Annotated in this window: 14 protein-coding genes; all 14 read right to left on the bottom strand. The window is 72.7% G+C overall.

Going from position 1 to position 15,539, the window contains the following annotated elements:
• Nucleotides 1-162 precede the first annotated feature (162 nt).
• A complete protein-coding gene (locus ACIO92_RS25965) occupies nucleotides 163-1,047 on the bottom strand; it encodes a geranyl diphosphate 2-C-methyltransferase (RefSeq protein ID WP_401239352.1) in 885 nt (294 codons plus the stop codon).
• A gap of 15 nt (nucleotides 1,048-1,062) precedes the next feature.
• A complete protein-coding gene (locus ACIO92_RS25960) occupies nucleotides 1,063-2,379 on the bottom strand; it encodes a family 2 encapsulin nanocompartment cargo protein terpene cyclase (RefSeq protein WP_402283135.1) in 1,317 nt (438 codons plus the stop codon).
• Between the two features lie 289 nt (nucleotides 2,380-2,668).
• The gene (locus ACIO92_RS25955) at nucleotides 2,669-4,081 is read right to left on the bottom strand and encodes a family 2B encapsulin nanocompartment shell protein (protein ID WP_366443307.1); all 1,413 of its coding nucleotides are present in this window, start codon (nucleotides 4,079-4,081) and stop codon (nucleotides 2,669-2,671) included.
• A 575-nt stretch (nucleotides 4,082-4,656) separates the two neighbouring features.
• Nucleotides 4,657-5,163, bottom strand: a complete 507-nt coding sequence (locus tag ACIO92_RS25950) for a DUF1269 domain-containing protein (protein ID WP_401239345.1) — start codon at nucleotides 5,161-5,163, stop codon at nucleotides 4,657-4,659.
• 18 nt (nucleotides 5,164-5,181) lie between these two features.
• Entirely contained in the window at nucleotides 5,182-6,276 is a 1,095-nt protein-coding gene (locus tag ACIO92_RS25945) for a chemotaxis protein (RefSeq protein WP_366443305.1), read from the bottom strand.
• Nucleotides 6,277-6,345: 69 nt separating this feature from the next.
• Nucleotides 6,346-6,837: a DUF1269 domain-containing protein gene (locus ACIO92_RS25940; RefSeq protein WP_366443304.1), complete on the bottom strand. Its 492-nt coding sequence runs from the start codon at nucleotides 6,835-6,837 to the stop codon at nucleotides 6,346-6,348.
• 203 nt (nucleotides 6,838-7,040) lie between these two features.
• A complete protein-coding gene (locus ACIO92_RS25935) occupies nucleotides 7,041-8,231 on the bottom strand; it encodes an agmatine/peptidylarginine deiminase (RefSeq protein WP_402059297.1) in 1,191 nt (396 codons plus the stop codon).
• Nucleotides 8,228-9,070 carry an ABC transporter ATP-binding protein gene (locus ACIO92_RS25930; RefSeq protein WP_402059299.1) on the bottom strand — a complete coding sequence of 281 codons (843 nt, stop codon included), beginning with the start codon at nucleotides 9,068-9,070 and terminating at the stop codon, nucleotides 8,228-8,230. The genes ACIO92_RS25935 and ACIO92_RS25930 overlap by 4 nt, the downstream gene beginning before the upstream one ends.
• Entirely contained in the window at nucleotides 9,063-10,052 is a 990-nt protein-coding gene (locus tag ACIO92_RS25925) for an ABC transporter ATP-binding protein (protein WP_366443301.1), read from the bottom strand. The genes ACIO92_RS25930 and ACIO92_RS25925 overlap by 8 nt, the downstream gene beginning before the upstream one ends.
• A complete protein-coding gene (locus ACIO92_RS25920; RefSeq protein ID WP_366443300.1) occupies nucleotides 10,049-10,909 on the bottom strand; it encodes an ABC transporter permease in 861 nt (286 codons plus the stop codon). Before ACIO92_RS25920 ends, ACIO92_RS25925 begins: the two co-directional genes overlap by 4 nt.
• On the bottom strand, nucleotides 10,906-11,865 hold the full coding sequence (locus tag ACIO92_RS25915) for an ABC transporter permease (protein WP_402283140.1): 960 nt from the start codon (nucleotides 11,863-11,865) through the stop codon (nucleotides 10,906-10,908). The genes ACIO92_RS25920 and ACIO92_RS25915 overlap by 4 nt, the downstream gene beginning before the upstream one ends.
• Nucleotides 11,862-13,538, bottom strand: coding sequence for an ABC transporter substrate-binding protein (locus tag ACIO92_RS25910; protein WP_401239329.1), 1,677 nt, complete (start codon nucleotides 13,536-13,538; stop codon nucleotides 11,862-11,864). Before ACIO92_RS25910 ends, ACIO92_RS25915 begins: the two co-directional genes overlap by 4 nt.
• 352 nt (nucleotides 13,539-13,890) lie before the next feature.
• A complete protein-coding gene (locus tag ACIO92_RS25905) occupies nucleotides 13,891-14,907 on the bottom strand; it encodes an agmatine/peptidylarginine deiminase (protein WP_402596777.1) in 1,017 nt (338 codons plus the stop codon).
• Nucleotides 14,908-15,043: 136 nt separating this feature from the next.
• The coding region (locus ACIO92_RS25900) for an amidohydrolase family protein (protein ID WP_402283144.1) at nucleotides 15,044-15,539 on the bottom strand (496 nt) is incomplete at its 5' end.

Raw genomic sequence — 15,539 nt, 5'->3', positions numbered from 1 at the left:
GGGGGGGGGGGGGGGGGGGGGGGGGGTTGCCCCCGGGGGGCCCCCGGGCCCGGCCCGCCCCCCCCGGGGGGGGTTGTCGGGGGGGGGGGCGGGGGCGGGGGGTGCCGCCCCCGGCCCCCGTGGTCGGTGGTCGGCCACCGACGGTCGGCGGGGCGCGACCGGTCAGACGCGGTCGGCCGCGATCAGGACGTACTGGAAGGAGCCGTCCTTGTAGGACTCGATGAACGCCTCCTCGATGCCGGTGACCAGCGAGGAGGTGGCGCGCAGCTCCCAGTACGGCAGGGTGTCCGGCGTCAGGTCGATGACGGCCTGCGGGACGAGCCGGTTGTCGGCCATGGCCCGCAGGTACTCGCGGCGGGAGTGGATGTTGCACTCGAAGTGCGCGTTGATCTGGGAGACCCACTTCGAGGGCTGGCCGTAGCGCGGGTTCCAGCAGCCGGTGATGGTCACGTAACGGCCGCCGACCTTGAGGAAGCGGGAGTGCTCCGCGAAGAGGTCGTCGAGGTCGACGTACATGCTCGACTCGTTGTTCCACGAGGCGGCCATGCTGCCCTTCTCGAAGGGGGTGTCGAGCATGTTGCAGACCTGGGCGCGGACGTGGTCGGCGATGCCCAGCTCCGCGGCGCGCCGGTTGCCGAACTCGGCCTGGGTCGAGGAGAGGGTGACGCCCTCGACCTTGCAGCCGAAGCGCTGGTGGGCCATGACGCTCGAACCGCCGCGGCCGCAGCCCGCGTCGACGAGGGTGTCCGTGTCCTGGATGACGCCGAGGTGGTCCAGGAGGACCTCCGCCTGGGCCGACTCCAGCCGGTGCAGCTCCGTGATCAGCTTCTTCTCGTACTCGCTGTCCTCAGGGGTGCCGAGGCCGGCGTGGTCCACGGCACCGATGCCGTAGTGGTGGTGGTACAGCCCGTCCACATCGCCGAGGCGCAGGTTCACCGGCCGGGCCTCGGCGTTCCAGTAGCGGGCGATGTCGCCCTGGTAAGGCGTCGCCGGGTTCGGGACGAACGCGGCGGTGTCGTTGACGGTGGTGAACTCGGTGCTGGTCACAGATAATTCCATTTCTTACCAGAAATCGGGCAGGCTGTATCGGTAGGTGTTGGTCTGGTGCCAGTAGTGGTTGCCGTCGACCCAGACGGCGACTCCGCGCAGGAAGCGCAGCACGCTCGGGACGGGGCAGGCGAGGGCCAGGGCGGCGCTCTCGCTCTCGAAGGCCCGCATGAGGTCGTTGTGGACCTCGACCGCCTTGAGGTATCCGTCGCGCTCGGAGAGGTTCTCGCGCGCGGAGAGCACCACGGGCAGGTTCAGGTGGTTGCCGGGGCTGTCCAGTTCCTTCATGTACGAGTAGAGGTCGTTCACGATGGTCGTGGCGTTGCCGGCCAGGGCGAGGACGCGCTGCATGGCCGGCTGGGCGTGCAGGTCCGCGGGCAGTTCGTAGCCGCCGACGGTGTCCGTGATGGTGGGGCAGGGGCGGAAGTTGTTGAACTGCCGCATCGACAGGTACTCCCACACCTCCGGCATGTGGTTCGTCTCGGCCCAGGCGGCCTCGGCGAGGTAACCCATGTGCAGCCGGGCCATGTCGTGCCGGAAGCGGTCGGCCTGGGAGGGGGTCGACTGCCGGACGAAGTACTCCATGGCGGAGCGGTACGCGCGCCGCGGGGAGTCGGAGTGCAGCGACTCCGCCCACTGGGGCGCGTACTCCTCGGTGGTGTGCAGCGGGTCGAGCGCGGTGTGGGCGAGGAGCAGCCGTCCGCCGAGCCCGACGGGCGAACCGCCGTGGTCCTCGCAGTAGATGTCGTCGACGGCGTTCTCGGCGACCATCAGCCGGGTGGCGATCATCATGTGCTCGACGGTCGGGGCGTCCGGGTGGCAGGCGACCATGTAGCGCCCGACGGAGAAGCCGTCGAACTCGCCCTCCCAGTCGTCGGGGAACAGCTGGACCTCGTCCACGGCCCAGTCCTTGATCCGGCGGCTGACCTCGTCCACCCGGACGGGATCGGGTTCGGCGACGGGGTGGAAGTAGAGGCCGGGGATGGGCCTCCCCCCGGCGGCCGCGGGGAGCGGGGGTTCCGGCGGGGCCGGTGCCTGCGGGGGCCGGGCCAGCGAGAGGGTCGCCGTGCCCAGACCGGTGGGCCCGCCGAGGAACCACGCCGGGGTTCCGGCGGATTCGGCGGGGGTGGGACGCGGTGCGGGGGCGGACTCCGGCGCCGGGGCCTCCGGGGCCTCGACGGCCGGTGGGGCCCCGGCGGACGCCGCCAGGACGGCGGTGACGGCCGTCCCGGCGGGTGCCTCGGCGAGCACCTCGGCGAGCGCCCGGGACCCGAAGAGGGCCGTGGCGGAGGGCAGGCTCGACAGCAGAGGGGAGGGCCCGGGTTCGGGCATCCGTGACTCCTCGGTGAGTTGGATGGGCTGTCCCGGATCCCGGGCGTTCTCGGACGGCCCGGGAATCCGGACCGTCACGGCCTCCGTGCGGGGGCCGGACGGCTCCGCTGGGGCGTGTTTCGAAAGTGGCGCCGTCTGCCCGGAGGGCAGGCCCGGCGGCGTCCGGTGCGTGCGATCGCAAGGCGGGGGGTCGCCCCGATACCGGTTGTACCGGGGTGGCCCCGACAACGCGGCGAGCGAGCGTGCGTGCCAGGCGCCGCCGGGCAGGCGGGACTTTCGAAACACCGGCCTAGTCGCGCCTGCGGGCGATCTGCACGTTCTCCAGGACGCCGAGCGCGTTGGGCACGAGGATGGCGGCGGAGTAGTACGTGGTGACGAGGTAGGACATGATCGCCTGCTCGCTGATGCCCATGAAGCGGACGGACAGGCCGGGCTCGTACTCCTCCGGCAGACCCGTCTGGCGGAGGCCCACCACCCCCTGGTTGTCCTCGCCGAGGCGCATCGCGAGGATCGAGGTGGTGTTCTCCGCACTGATCGGGATCTTGTTGCAGGGCAGGATCGGGACACCGCGCCAGCTCGGGATGCGGTGGCCTTCGAGGTCGATGGTGTCGGGGTAGAGGCCGCGGGCGTTCCACTCGCGTCCGATCGCGGCGATCGCCTTGGGGTGGGCGAGGAAGATCTTGGTGCCGCGGCGGCGGCAGAGCAGCTCGTCGAGGTCGTCCGGGGTGGGCGGGCCGGAGTGGGTCTGGATGCGCTGCTTGAAGTCGGCGTTGTGGAGGAGACCGAACTCCCGGTGGTTGATGAGCTCGTGCTCCTGCCGCTCGCGCAGGGCCTCGACGGTGAGCCGGAGCTGCTCCTCCGTCTGGTTCATCGGCCCGTTGTAGAGGTCGGCGACCCTGGTGTGGACCCGCAGGACGGTCTGGGCGACGGAGAGCTCGTACTCGCGCGGCTTCAGCTCGTAGTCGACGAACGCGCCGGGCAGGGCGACCTCGCCGGTGTGACCGGCCGACATCGCGATCTCGGCCTCGCCGTGCTTGTTCTGGCGCTGGAGCGGCAGCGAGCTGAATTCCTGGATGTGGCTCTGGAGGCCGGGGGCCGAGGCGAGGACCGCGCCGAACTCGGAGCGGGAGAGGGTGAGCAGGGTGCCGGAGGTCTCGGCGGTGGCGGTGTAGTCCCACCGGGCGTCGGCGTCCAGAAGGGCGTTCTCACCGAACCGGTCGCCGTCGGCGAGCACGGCCACGGCGACCTCGTCGCCGTACTTGCCGACCGAGGTCTGGCTGATCCGGCCGTGGGCGATCAGGTGGATCTCGTCGGCGGGCGCGCCGCGCTGGACGAGCACCTCCCCGGCGCTGAAGTCGCGCTGGACGCAGCGGCCGGCCAGCGCGCTCAGCACCTCCTCGTCCTCGAAGCCGCGGAGCAGGGCGAGTTCGCCGAGCTCGCCGGGGATGACCCGGACGCGGGAGCCGTCCTGGACGAACTCGATGCGTCCGTCGCCGACGGTGTAGCTGAGTCGGCGGTTGACCCGGTAGGCACCACCCTTGGTCTCCACCCAGGGGAGCATCCGCAGCAGCCAGCGGGAGGTGATCTCCTGCATCTGGGGAGCGGACTTGGTGGTGGTGGCGAGGTTCCGGGCCGCCGCGGTGCTCAGGCTGGACTGCTTCGGCGATTCCTGCTGAGCTTCCGGGCTGGTGTCAACGGTCATGGGGTCGAGCTCTCCTTGGGAGGGGGTGCTGACGGGCGCACGAGCGCGCCGGTCGAAAAGCGGAGAAAGCAGGTGAAGGAGGGAAATCCCGGAGGAATCCAGGGAATCCGTCCAGATCCCGGGGAACAGTAACGGCCTGTCCTGCTCATCCACCTTGTCGGACTGACGGCATTACCTCGATCCAGCGATCTTGTCGCCGAAGAGGTTTAAAGACGTGGACGGTGGTATTCGGTCGGTCTGGCCGAGACATCACTACGGAGAGAGGTGAGCGCGCGCCGGGCGGGACCCGTCGATCCCTCGCTCCGACGGCGCGTGAATCACGCCGAACCGAGGCCTCGCCGTTCCGGAACGGGGCCGCCCGGCCCCTCGTCGTCACCGGGATGCCGAAGCCGCGGTCCGCGATGCGCCTGGACACCGCCTTCACCACAGGCCGCCGCGCGGGGCGGGCGTCGATGTGGTCACCGTCGGGGCGCGGAGCCGGGCCGGGGGCGCGGCGGCGGTCACCGCGTGGCCTGCCCGTCGAGCCGGGCCGCGGTCGTGTTCCGGGCGGCCCGGCTCCCGTACGACGGGTCCGGTCAGTCGGACGTGCCGGTCCGGCCGGTGAGCTGTTCGGCGAGGTCCCGCTCGGTCTCCTCGGGGAGCGAGGTCTTGAGGAGGGTGCCGCCGAACGGCTCCATGGCCGTGGCGAACCGGTCCTCGGTGATCTTCGAGGCCATGATCACGACGGCGGACCCGCCCGGTTCGAGGAGCGAACGGACCTTGTCGCGGAAGGCGTTGTCGACGCCCGTCCGGTTCAGTCTGCCGATCAGCCCGCCGACGGCGGCGCCGATCACGCCGATGCCCGGGGTGAGGACGACCATGCCGAGGACCAGTCCCCAGAGGGCGCCTGCGGTGGCCGAGAGGGCGACCTGTCCCTCCCTGCGCGCGGCGGTGTCGACATGGGTCGCGCCCTGTGCGTCGACGGACACGACGGCGAGTCCCGTCAGCTCCACGACATGGCCGTCCTCCAGTTCCCGGACGGCGGCGAAGGCTCTGTTGGCGACGGCGAGGTCGTCGTAGCCGAGGACGACGAGTTCGGACATGTGCCTCTCCTTACCGGGTCAGTAGCGCAGCACGGCGGCGATGCGGCCGAGCTCGGCCAGGGTGTCCTCGGGGACGAACTGGACCTCGGCGCCGGTGTCGAGGGCCCGTTCGACGATCTCGTCGACCATGTCGTCCCTGGAGTCCGTGGCCCCGGACTCGACGGGCTCCAGGTGTCCGCCCTCCTCGCGTACGACCGTGCGGTACTGGTCCTCGACGGCGAGCAGTCTGATCCGGCCGTCCTTCACCGCCTGCCACACCTCGTCGATGCCCCCGGCGAACTCCCGGCGGCCCCGTGCGGTGTCGAGTTCGGCCACGACGGTGGCCGACGCGGCGGCCTCGCGGGCGGCGCGCGAGGGCTCCACGGCCTCGTGGACGGCCGCGGCGGGTCCACGGGCGAGTCCGCCGTGCTGGATGGGGGTGGTGCCCGCCCGGAGCGGTCCGGTCTCCTCCAGGAGGGTGAGGGCGGCGGGCTCGCCGAGCAGGTGGAGCGGGCGCGGATCGGAGGCGAGGACCGCGTTCAGGGCCTCGTGCGCCTCGCGGAAGAACCGGCGGGTGGCCTCGTCGCGGAAGGTGCTGGGGAGGTCCCCGATCCGCTCCTTGCGCTCCGCGTCCGGGTCTTCGAGGCTGCGGGTGAGCGGGAAGCCGTCACCGGTGTGCTCGGTGGTCCGCTCGGGGCTGCCGCTCCACAGGGAGATCCGGTCGGCGGCCACCGCGAGGGCCCAGGTGGGCCGTTCGGCGGCTCGGGCGGCGACGAGGTTGCGGGTGAGGAAGGTGTCGGCGAGGACCACGCGCTCGGGGACCGTACGGGCGACCGTCCACACCTGGTGCTCGCCCTGGGCCACGTGGATGACGAGGCCGTCCTCGGCGTGCGCGAGGTCGATCTCGTCCACCGCGCGGCGCAACTGGTCCAGGATGTCGGCGCGCCGCTCGCGGGGGACGTCCGGGTCGTCCTGGAGCGCCTTCTCCACCGTGCTCACCAGGTTGCGGAGGCGTACCGGGTCCTGGGCGTCGTCCGGTTCGCGGCGGTGGGTCGGCATCACGAGGGACACGGCCGGGTACGGGCGGGGCTGTCGCAGCTTGGCGAGCGCTTCGCTGCTGAGCGCGGGGGCCATGGGGGGTCCTTCCGGTGAGGGGGTGGGCGGCCCGGGGGCCTGCGGGGGGCGGCGGGCCCGGGGCGGCGGCTACCGCTGGGGGCCGGTGAGCCGTTCGGCGAGTTCCCTCTCGTCCTCGTCGCTGAGCGAGGTCTTGAGGACGGTGCCGCCGTAGGGCCGCATCGCGGCCGTGAACTTGTCCTCCGTGACCTTCGACGCCATGATCACGACGGCGGCCGTGCCGGGTCTGAGCAGGGCGTCGACCTGTTCGCGGAAGCGGTCGTCGACTCCCGACTGCGCGAGTCTGCCGACGAGCCCGCCGAGGGCCGCCCCGGTCAGGAGGCCGACCCCGGGCAGCAGGAAGAGGATGCCGAAGACGGTTCCCCAGAGGGCGCCGGTCGCGGCGGTGGCGCCGACGACGCGTCTGCTGGTGTCGACATGGGTCTCGCCCTCGTCGTCCAGGGAGACGACGGCGAGTCCGGCGAGCCGCACGACCTGGTCCCGTTCCAGGTCCTTGACCGTGGCGAGCGCCTCTTCGGCGACCTGGTGATCGTCGTATCCGATGACGATGAGTTCGGCCATGCCCGCCTCCTCGGGGAAGGGGTCCGGGGGGTCTCCCTTCCTTCGGAGAGGCCCGGACGGGCTCTCCGGGGCCCACAGGGAATCATCCTGTCCCGGTTCGTGGGTCCCCGCGACTCGATGGGGTCCGGCCGGGGGACGCGGCGGGCCCCGCCGTCCCGTGGTGCCGGACGGCGGGGCCCTGAGCCGGTCGTGCTCACGCGGTGCTACGCCACGGGCTGCTGCTGGGTGACGCAGTGGATGCCGCCGCCGCCCGTGCCGAGCCGGTCGATGTTCAGCTGTTCGACGACACGGTCCGGGTAGAGCCGGGCCAGGGTGGCCCTGGCCGCCTGGTCCGCGCGGGTGTCACCGAAGTGGGCGCTGATGACGGCCCCGTTGCAGAGGTAGTAGTTGGCGTAGGAGGCGAGGAAGTCCCTGCTCCTCGAACGGATCTTGTCGTAGTCCGGGCCCTGGAGCTGGGTGACGTCCATCGGCACGCCGCCGGCGGTCGTCGCCGCGTCCAGGAGGGCGTACTGCTGGCGCGCGTCCCGGGCGTACACGTCGGTGTCGGTGGCGAGCGGCATCTGGACGAGGGCCTCCCCGGGGCCGAGGAAGCGGGAGGTGGCGTCGACGTGGTCGTCGGTGATGTCCTGGCCCTTGACGCCGTCGAACCAGATGAGCTTGGAGGCTCCGTACGCGGCGAGTACGGCGACCTCCACCTGGCGCTCGGTCATCGCGGGGTTGCGGTTGCGGTTGACGAGGCTGCTGCGGGTGGCCATCAGGGTGCCCGCCCCGTCCTGCTCGACGGCGCCTCCCTCGCCGACCAGGGCGGCGTAGCTGATCGGCACGCCGACGTGGGCGGCGATCCGGCCGGCGACCAGGGCGTCCTTGGCGTGGGTCTGCTTGTTGCCCCAGCCGTTGAAGTTGAGGCCGACGGCGTCGAGGCCGCCGGTCCCGTTCGTACGGAAGACGGGGCCGGTGTCCCGCGTCCAGCAGTCGTCCACCGGGATGGTGGTGATCACGGTGACGGTGGAGCCGCACAGCTGACGGGCCTTGGCGGCGCTGCCGGAGTTGGCGCACATCACGACCGGTTCGTACTTCGCGACGGTGCGGGCGATCAGGGCGATGTCGGCCTGGACCCCGCTCAGGGTGCTGCCCCAGATGGCGGTGCTGTCGGGCCAGGTCATCCAGGTGCGGGTGTGCCTGGCGTCCTCGGCGGGCACCCGGAAGGTCCCGGCGGTCCCGGCGGCCAGGGCTCTGCCTCCGGTCGTGGTGGAGAGGGCGGCGCCGACGGCGGTCAGTCCGGCGGCGACGAGGAAGCCGCGCCGGTTCGGGCCGGGGCGGACGGGCCGGTCGTCCTCGGGCCGGGTCTCTTCGGGCCGGTTCGCCCGGACGGAGTGTGCGGCGGGTCGGTTCACTTCTGCCTCCTGGGTGTGGCGGTGGGCGGTGCGGGTGCGGTCATCAGGCGCTGCCGGGCTTCCGCGATCCGGTCCGGGTTCCAGCCGGGGCGCGGGACGGAGTCCAGGAGCAGCCGGGTGTAGGGGTGCCGGGGCGCGGCGAGCACCTCGGCGGTGGCCCCGGCTTCCACGACGCGGCCCCGGTGCATGACGAGGAGCTCGTCGGTGACGCACCGGACCACGCCGAGGTCGTGGGTGATGAAGAGGTAGCCGACGGGGGTCTGTTCGCGGATGTCGGCGAGCAGGTTGAGGATCTGGGCCTGGGCGGAGACGTCGAGGGCGGCGACGGCCTCGTCGAGGACGAGGACGGCCGGTTCGACGGCGAGGGCGCGGGCGATGGCGACGCGCTGGCGCTGGCCGCCGGAGAGCTGCCGGGGCAGGGCTTCGGCGGTCCGGGTGCCGAGGCCCACCTGGTCGAGGAGTTCACGGACGCGGGGTGCGGGGTCCCGGTCGGGGAAGTGGAGGCGGAGGGTCTCGCGCAGGGCCCGCTCGACGGTGCTGCGGGGGTCGAGTGACAGGTAGGGGTCCTGGAAGACCAGTTGGACCTCGCGGGCCCTGGCCAGGCGCTGGGCCCGGCCGCGGGTGCGGGCGGGCCGGACGGTGCCCCGGACCCGTACCTCGCCGGTGTCGGCGTGTTCGAGGCCGACGACGATCCGGGCGGTGGTGGTCTTGCCCGAGCCCGAGCCTCCGACGATGCCGAGCGAGCCTCCCTCGGGGAGGGTGAAGGACACCGCGTCGACGGCGTGGACGTCCCCGAAGGCACGGCTGAGGCCGTCGGCCCGCAGCAGGGGTTCAGTCATCGGCGGTGCTCCCTCGGGCGGCGAGCCGGTCGTGGTGGTGGCAGGCCGTGTGGTGGTCCTCGTCGATCCGGGCGGGTTCGGGTGCCCGCTCCGCGCACAGGTCGGTGGCGAGCGGGCAGCGGGCGGCGAAGGCGCAGCCGGTGAGGGCGGTGCGCGGGTCCGGCGGACGGCCGGGGATGGCGGGGAGTCTGCCGCCGGGGGCGGTGTGGCGGGGGGTGGAGGCGAGCAGGGCCGCGGTGTACGGGTGGCGGGGCTGGGCGAACAGGGCTTCGGCGGGTCCCGTCTCGGCGATCCGGCCCGCGTACATGACGTGGACGCGGTCGCTGACGGCGGCGGCCAGGTCGAGGTCGTGGGTGACGAAGAGCAGTCCGGTGCCGAAGCGGCGGCGGAGCCGGGCGAGGAGGGCGATCACCTCCGCCTGGGTGGTGACGTCGAGCGCGGTGGTGGGTTCGTCGGCGAGGAGGAGGACGGGATCGCCCATGAGCGCGGCGGCGATCACGACGCGCTGGAGCATTCCGCCGGAGACCTGGTGCGGGTACTTGGGGAGGGCGGTGGCGTCCAGTCCGACGGCTTCGAGGAGTTCGACGGCGCGCGCGGTGGCTCCGGCACGGTCCGTGGTGCGGGCGGCGCGGACCCCTTCGGTGAGGAAGTCGCCGATGCGCCGGAGCGGGTTGAGGGCTGCGCGCGGGTCCTGGAAGACCATGGCGGCGGTGCCCGCGCGCAGGGCGCGGAGCCGTTCGGGGGCGAGGGAGAGGACGTCGTGTCCGTCGACGAGGACCGTGCCTCCGGTGGTGGCGCCGGGCGGCAGCAGACCGAGGGCGCTGCGGGAGGTGAGGGACTTCCCGGAGCCGGACTCTCCGACGAGGGCGACGGTCTCGCCCGCGCCGACGGTGAGGCTGACGCCGTCGAGGACCGGGCGGGCGGTGCCGGGGAGGGTGATCCGCAGGTCGCGGACGTCCAGGGCGGGGGGCGGTGGGGTCATCCGTCTCTCCTTGCGACACGGTCGGCCCAGCGCTCGCCGACCACGTTGAACGCGACGACGGTGAGGACGACGAGGAGGCACGGCAGGACCGCGGAGAGCGGGTAGCCGTACTGGACGGCGGTCTGGCCGTCGAAGACCATGCGGCCCCAGTCGGGGGTGAGCGGGGGGACGCCGAGGCCGAGGAAGGACAGGCCGGCCAGGTCCATGAGGGCGTAGCCGAAGTTGATGGTGGCCTGGGCGAGGACGACGGGGGCGATGGCGGGCAGGACGTGCCGCAGGCAGATCTGGAGCCCCGAGTGGCCCTGGACGCGGTAGGCGCTGATGTGGGGGCGGGCGCGTTCGGCGAGGACGAGGGAGCGGGTGAGCCTGCTGACGTACGGGAGGTAGGCCACGCCGAGTGCGACGACGGGGGCGAGGAGTCCTTCGCCGTACACGGAGACGACGAGGACGGCGAGGAGGACCCCGGGGAAGGCGAAGACGAGTTCGGTGCCCCGGGAGAGGAGGGTGTCGAGCCTGCCGCCGCGCCAGGCGGCGGCGGTGCCGACGGCGACGCCGACGAGGGTGGAGGTGATGACGACGCCGAGCGGTCCGAGGAGGGAGGTGCGGGCGCCGAGGAGCAGGCGCGAGAGGGTGTCGCGGCCTGCGGCGTCGACGCCGAGCGGGTGTTCGGGGGACGGTCCGGCGAGGGCGGCGCCCAGGTCGACGGCGTTGGGGTCGTGGGGGGCGAGCCAGGGCGCGAGGAGCGCGACGGCGACGACGCTCGCGGCGAAGGCGAGGCTGAGGAGGTGCAGGGGGGAGCGGCCGGAGGAGGCCCGCAGTCCCCTGAGTCCGGGTCTGCGGGTGAGGGCGGTGCTCATGTGCTCGCTCCTCTCGTCCCGAGGGCGATCCGGGGGTCGACGAGCGGGAGGAGCAGGTCGACGAGGAGGTTCACCGTCATGAAGAGGGTGACGATGATCAGGGAGACGGCCTGGACGGTCGGGAAGTCCTTGGTGGTGGTGGAGAGTTCGAGGAGCTGTCCGATGCCGCCGATGCCGAAGGCGGTCTCCACGAGGATCGTGCACACCAGGAGGGTGGAGACGATCAGGCCGGTGGTGGTGAGGACGGTGCCGAGCGAGTTGCGGAGCACGTGGGCGCGGATGACCTGGCGTTCGGGGACGCCCCGGCCGCGGGCCACGGTGACGTGTTCGGCGGTGAGCGCTTCGAGCATGGCGGAGCGCGTGACGCGGGCGAGCATACCGACCAGGTAGAGGGCGAGGGCGATCGCGGGCAGGGTCAGGTGCCAGACCCGGTCGAGGAATCCGGTGCCCGCGCCGCCGCTGGGGAACCAGCCGAGCCGGACGGCGAAGAGTCCCTGGAGGAGGACGGCGGCGACGAAGGAGGGGGTGCCGACGGCCAGGGTGGTGCCGAGGAGGACGGCGGAGTCGGTGGCTCCGCCGCGTACGGCGGCGATCCGTCCGAGCAGCAGACCGAGGACGACCACCGCGGTGAGGGCCATGGCGATGAGGAGGAGGGTGGTGGGCAGCCGGTCGGCGAGGAGCCGGGAGACGTCGGTGCGGTAGGTGAGGGAGCGGCCGAAGTCGCCTTGGAGGACGTCTCCGAGCCAGCTCAGGTAGCGCACGGCGAACGGGTCGTCGAGGTGGTACTGGGCCTTGACGGCGGCGAGTGCCTCGGGGGACGCGGAGCGGCCGGAGAGCAGGAAGCTCGCGGGGCTGCCGGGTGCCAGGTACATGGCGCCGAAGACCACGAACGACGCCACGAGCAGGGTGGCCGCCATCTCGGCGGCCCGCCGGACGGCGAATCTCAGGAAGTTCACGGCGCGGCCCCGACGTCGGCGGCCCACGGGTAGTACAGGTAGGCGATGGTGGTGGGGGCGCCGGTGATCCTCTTGTTGAGGAAGAGGGAGGTGGGCCATTCGGCGACGGGGATCCACGGGAGCTGTTCGGCGGCGTGCCGCTGGAGTTCGCTCTCGATCCGGAGCCGGTCGCCGCGGTCCTGGGTGGCGGTGGCCCGGTCGACGAGCTCGTCGTACCGCCGGTCGCGGTGGTCCGCGAAGTTGAGGTAGGCGCCGCTCCTGAAGTTGGCCAGGAGGTCGAGCGGGTCGGTGATCGAGTCGTAGTAGGTGAGCGGGAACATGTCGATGCCCTCGCGCGCCTCGGGGTCGGTGAAGAGGGCCGTGAAGGCGTTGGGCGCGACGGACTTGAGGTTGATCTTCAGGCCGATGCTGGTGCCCGCCGCCTGGACGGCGGTGGCGAGGAGGGAGACGTCCTGGCCGATGGAGCTGGTGGCGACGGTGAGGGTCTTGCCGGTGGCGCCCGCCTCACGGACGAGGGCGCGGGCCTTCTCCAGGTCGCGGGCGGTGGGCGGCAGTCCGGCGAAGGCGGCGCGGCGCGTCTCCTCGGAGGCGCCCGCCCAGGCGGCGCGGCTGGTCAGGGAGGTGGTGACGGTTCCGGCGCCGCCGAGTCCGGCCCGGACGAATCCGCCGCGGTCCAGGGCGAGGGAGAGCGCCCGCCGGACGCGTACGTCGCCGAGCGGGCCCTTCATGTCGGTGACGTTGACGTTGACGGTGCTGAGTCCCTCGCCGAAGGAGAGGGTTCCGGCGCCGCTGTTCCTGAGCCGGTCGTAGCTCTCGGTGGGGATGAGGTAGCCGCCGTCGGCCTCGCCGCTGAGGAGGGCGTTGGTGCGGCCGGTCGGGTCGGTGAGGAAGCGGAAGACGACCTTGCCGGCCTTGGCCCGCTTGCCCCAGTAGCCGTCGAAGCGGTCGAGCTGGAGCGACTGGCCCTTCTGCCAGGGGCCGAGGGTGAAGGGGCCCGTGCAGGCGAGCCCGCCGGAGGTGCCGTAGTCCTTGCCCGCGGTGGTGACGCCCGCCCGGGAGGCGACGACCCCGGCGGAGGTCGCCATGTACTGGGGGAACTGCGAGTCGGGCTTCTTCAGTCTGACCGTGACCCGGAGCGGTCCGGTCTTGCGGACGGAGGCGACGTTCCGGAAGTTCTGTGCCCAGGCCGCCGCGTTCTCCGGGTCGGTCTGGCGGCCCAGGCTGAACACGACGTCGTCGGCGGTCATCGTGCGGCCGTCGTGGAAGCGCACCCCGCGCCGCAGGTCGTAGACCCAGGTCGTCGGGTCCGGCTGGGTGACCTTCTCCGCGAGTCCGGGTTCGAGGGCGAGGCCCGGCGTCCAGCGCATCAGGCTCTCGCACACGTTGGAGAGGATCGTGTTCTGCGGGTAGTCGAACGCCATGGTGTAGTCGAGCGTCGGCGGTTCGGCGTACACGGCCCAGGTGAAGGAGTCGATGTCGCCCTTGGCCCGGGGGGTGCCGGTGGAGAGGGCGAACGCGCCGCCGGTCGCGTCGCGGGGCGGCCCGGCGCAGGCGGCGAGCACGGCGGCGGAGAGCAGCGCGAGCGCGGCGCGCGCGGCCGTCGCGGGGACGGACCGGCCGCGCGGCGGTCCGGGTCGGCGTCTGGAGACGCGGAGAGGGGGTGCGGTGGTCATCGTCGCGCTCTCTTTCGGTACGGCGGTCGGTGCTTCGGTACGGCGGTCGGTACGGGTCGCGGCGGCTCGGGCCCGGCGGGGACGGCGAGGACTATGGGGACTGCGGGGACGACGCGAGGGAGGCCACGGGGCCGGGCGGGGGCGCGATGGTCCGGGGTGTCGAGGGCTGGCCGCTCCGGGGGCCTGGGTGGGGTGGCCCGGGGTGTCGGCGGCCGGGTGGCACGGCACGTCGGCGCGGGGTGGCCCGGGGTGCCGGGAGCCGGGCGGTCCCGGGCGTCGGCCCGAGGTGGACCCGTGCGTCCGCGCGGGGCGGCCCTGGGCTCTCCGCCGGTGGTGCCGGGCGGAGGCGGTGTTACGGGGTGGGGCGGCCCGCCGCCGGGACCTGCTGGGTGATGCAGTGCACCCCGCCTCCGCCGTAGGCGATGACCGGCGCCGGGACTCCGACGACCTCCCGGCCCGGGTGGGCGCCCGCGATGACGTCGAGGGCGGCCTTGTCCTGCGGCACCCCGGCGACAGGGACGACGATCCCGCCGTTGGCGAGGTAGTAGTTGAGGTACGAGACCTCCACCCGCCCGCCCGCGACCCCGGTGAACGCGGTCTGCGGCACGTCGACGATCTCCAGGGCGCGGCCCCGGGCGTCGGTCGAGACCTCCAGGACGGCCCGGTTGGCGCGCATCCGGGCGTGGTCGGGGTGCGTCGGGTCGTCGGGCAGGGAGACGACGACCCTGCCGGGGGCGGCGAAGGCGCAGACGCCGTCCACGTGCCCGTCGGTCTCGGTGTCGAGGAGCCCGCCGTACGGGAGCCAGATCACCTTCTCCACGCCTAGCCGCGCCTTCAGCTCGGTCTCGATCTGCTCGCGGCTCAGGTCGGGGTTGCGGTTGGGGTGGAGGAGGCACTGTTCGGTGGTGATGAGGGTGCCTTCGCCGTCCACGGTGATCGCCCCGCCCTCCAGGATCATGCCGGAGGGGATGCGGTCGATCCCGAGGTGGTCCAGGAGCAGGGCGCTGACCCGGTTGTCGGAGTCGTACGGGTGGTGCTTGCGGCCCCAGGCGTTGAAGCGGAAGTCGACGCCCGCGCGGCGGCCGTCGGCGTCGAGCACGAAGAGCGGGGCCGAGTCGCGGAACCAGGAGTCGTCCAGGGGCAGTTCGACGACGGTGACGCCCTCGCCGCAGTGCGCGCGGGCGTCGTCGCCGTAGCCGGGCGGGGCGACCATGGTGACGGGCTCGAACCGGGCGACGGCTCGGGCGACATCGGCGTACTCGCGCTTCACGGCGTCCAGGACGCCGTCCCAGAGCTCGACGCGGGTGGGCCAGGCCATCAGGCAGCCCTCGTGCTCGGACCACTCGGCGGGCATACGGAAAGCGGCCATCATTGTCTCGTTTCTTTCGATGGAGAGGATCGTGTCCCTAACTGAATTTTCAGTCAAGATGAAGGGCGCGAAAAAAGTCGGATCCTAAGAACGCATCGGCGGGTGCCTGGGGGCGGATCCACCGGAAGGGGACACGTCAGAGGAAATAGAGGCGGCTGAGGGAGACCTGCTGCGCCGGTTCCGAGCGCAGCGGGGAGCCGTCGAGCGTCACCAGTCCGTCGCGTGGATCGACCTGGACGTCCCCCACTCGCGCGTTGCCGACCATCTGCGCCGGCCCGATGCCCCGGGTGTCCCGGACGGCGACCCTGCGGCGCCGGGTGCCGAGGGCGTCGTAGGGACGGCCGGGCGAGCCCGACTCGGCGGCTGCACGGCTGACGAAGGCCACCGAAAGCTCGGCGGGGGCGGCGCCGTGGGCGCCGAACAGCGGCCCGAGCACCAGGGGTTCGCAGGTGTCCGTGGCGGCGTTGGGGTCGCCGGTCACTCCGTACGCGGGGAAGCCGTTCTTGAGGACCATCTGCGGTTTGGCGCCGAAGAAGGGCGGCTTCCACAGCACGATGTCGGCCATCTTGCCGACCTCGATGGAGCCGATCTCATGGGCGAGGCCGTGGGCGACGGCCGGATTGATGGTGAGC

The sequence above is a fragment of the Streptomyces sp. NPDC087215 genome, from assembly GCF_044744885.1.
In the GTDB taxonomy this organism is placed as follows: domain Bacteria; phylum Actinomycetota; class Actinomycetes; order Streptomycetales; family Streptomycetaceae; genus Streptomyces.
The sequence above is the reverse complement of the archived record's forward strand: the minus strand, read 5'-3'. Positions and strand labels throughout refer to the sequence as shown.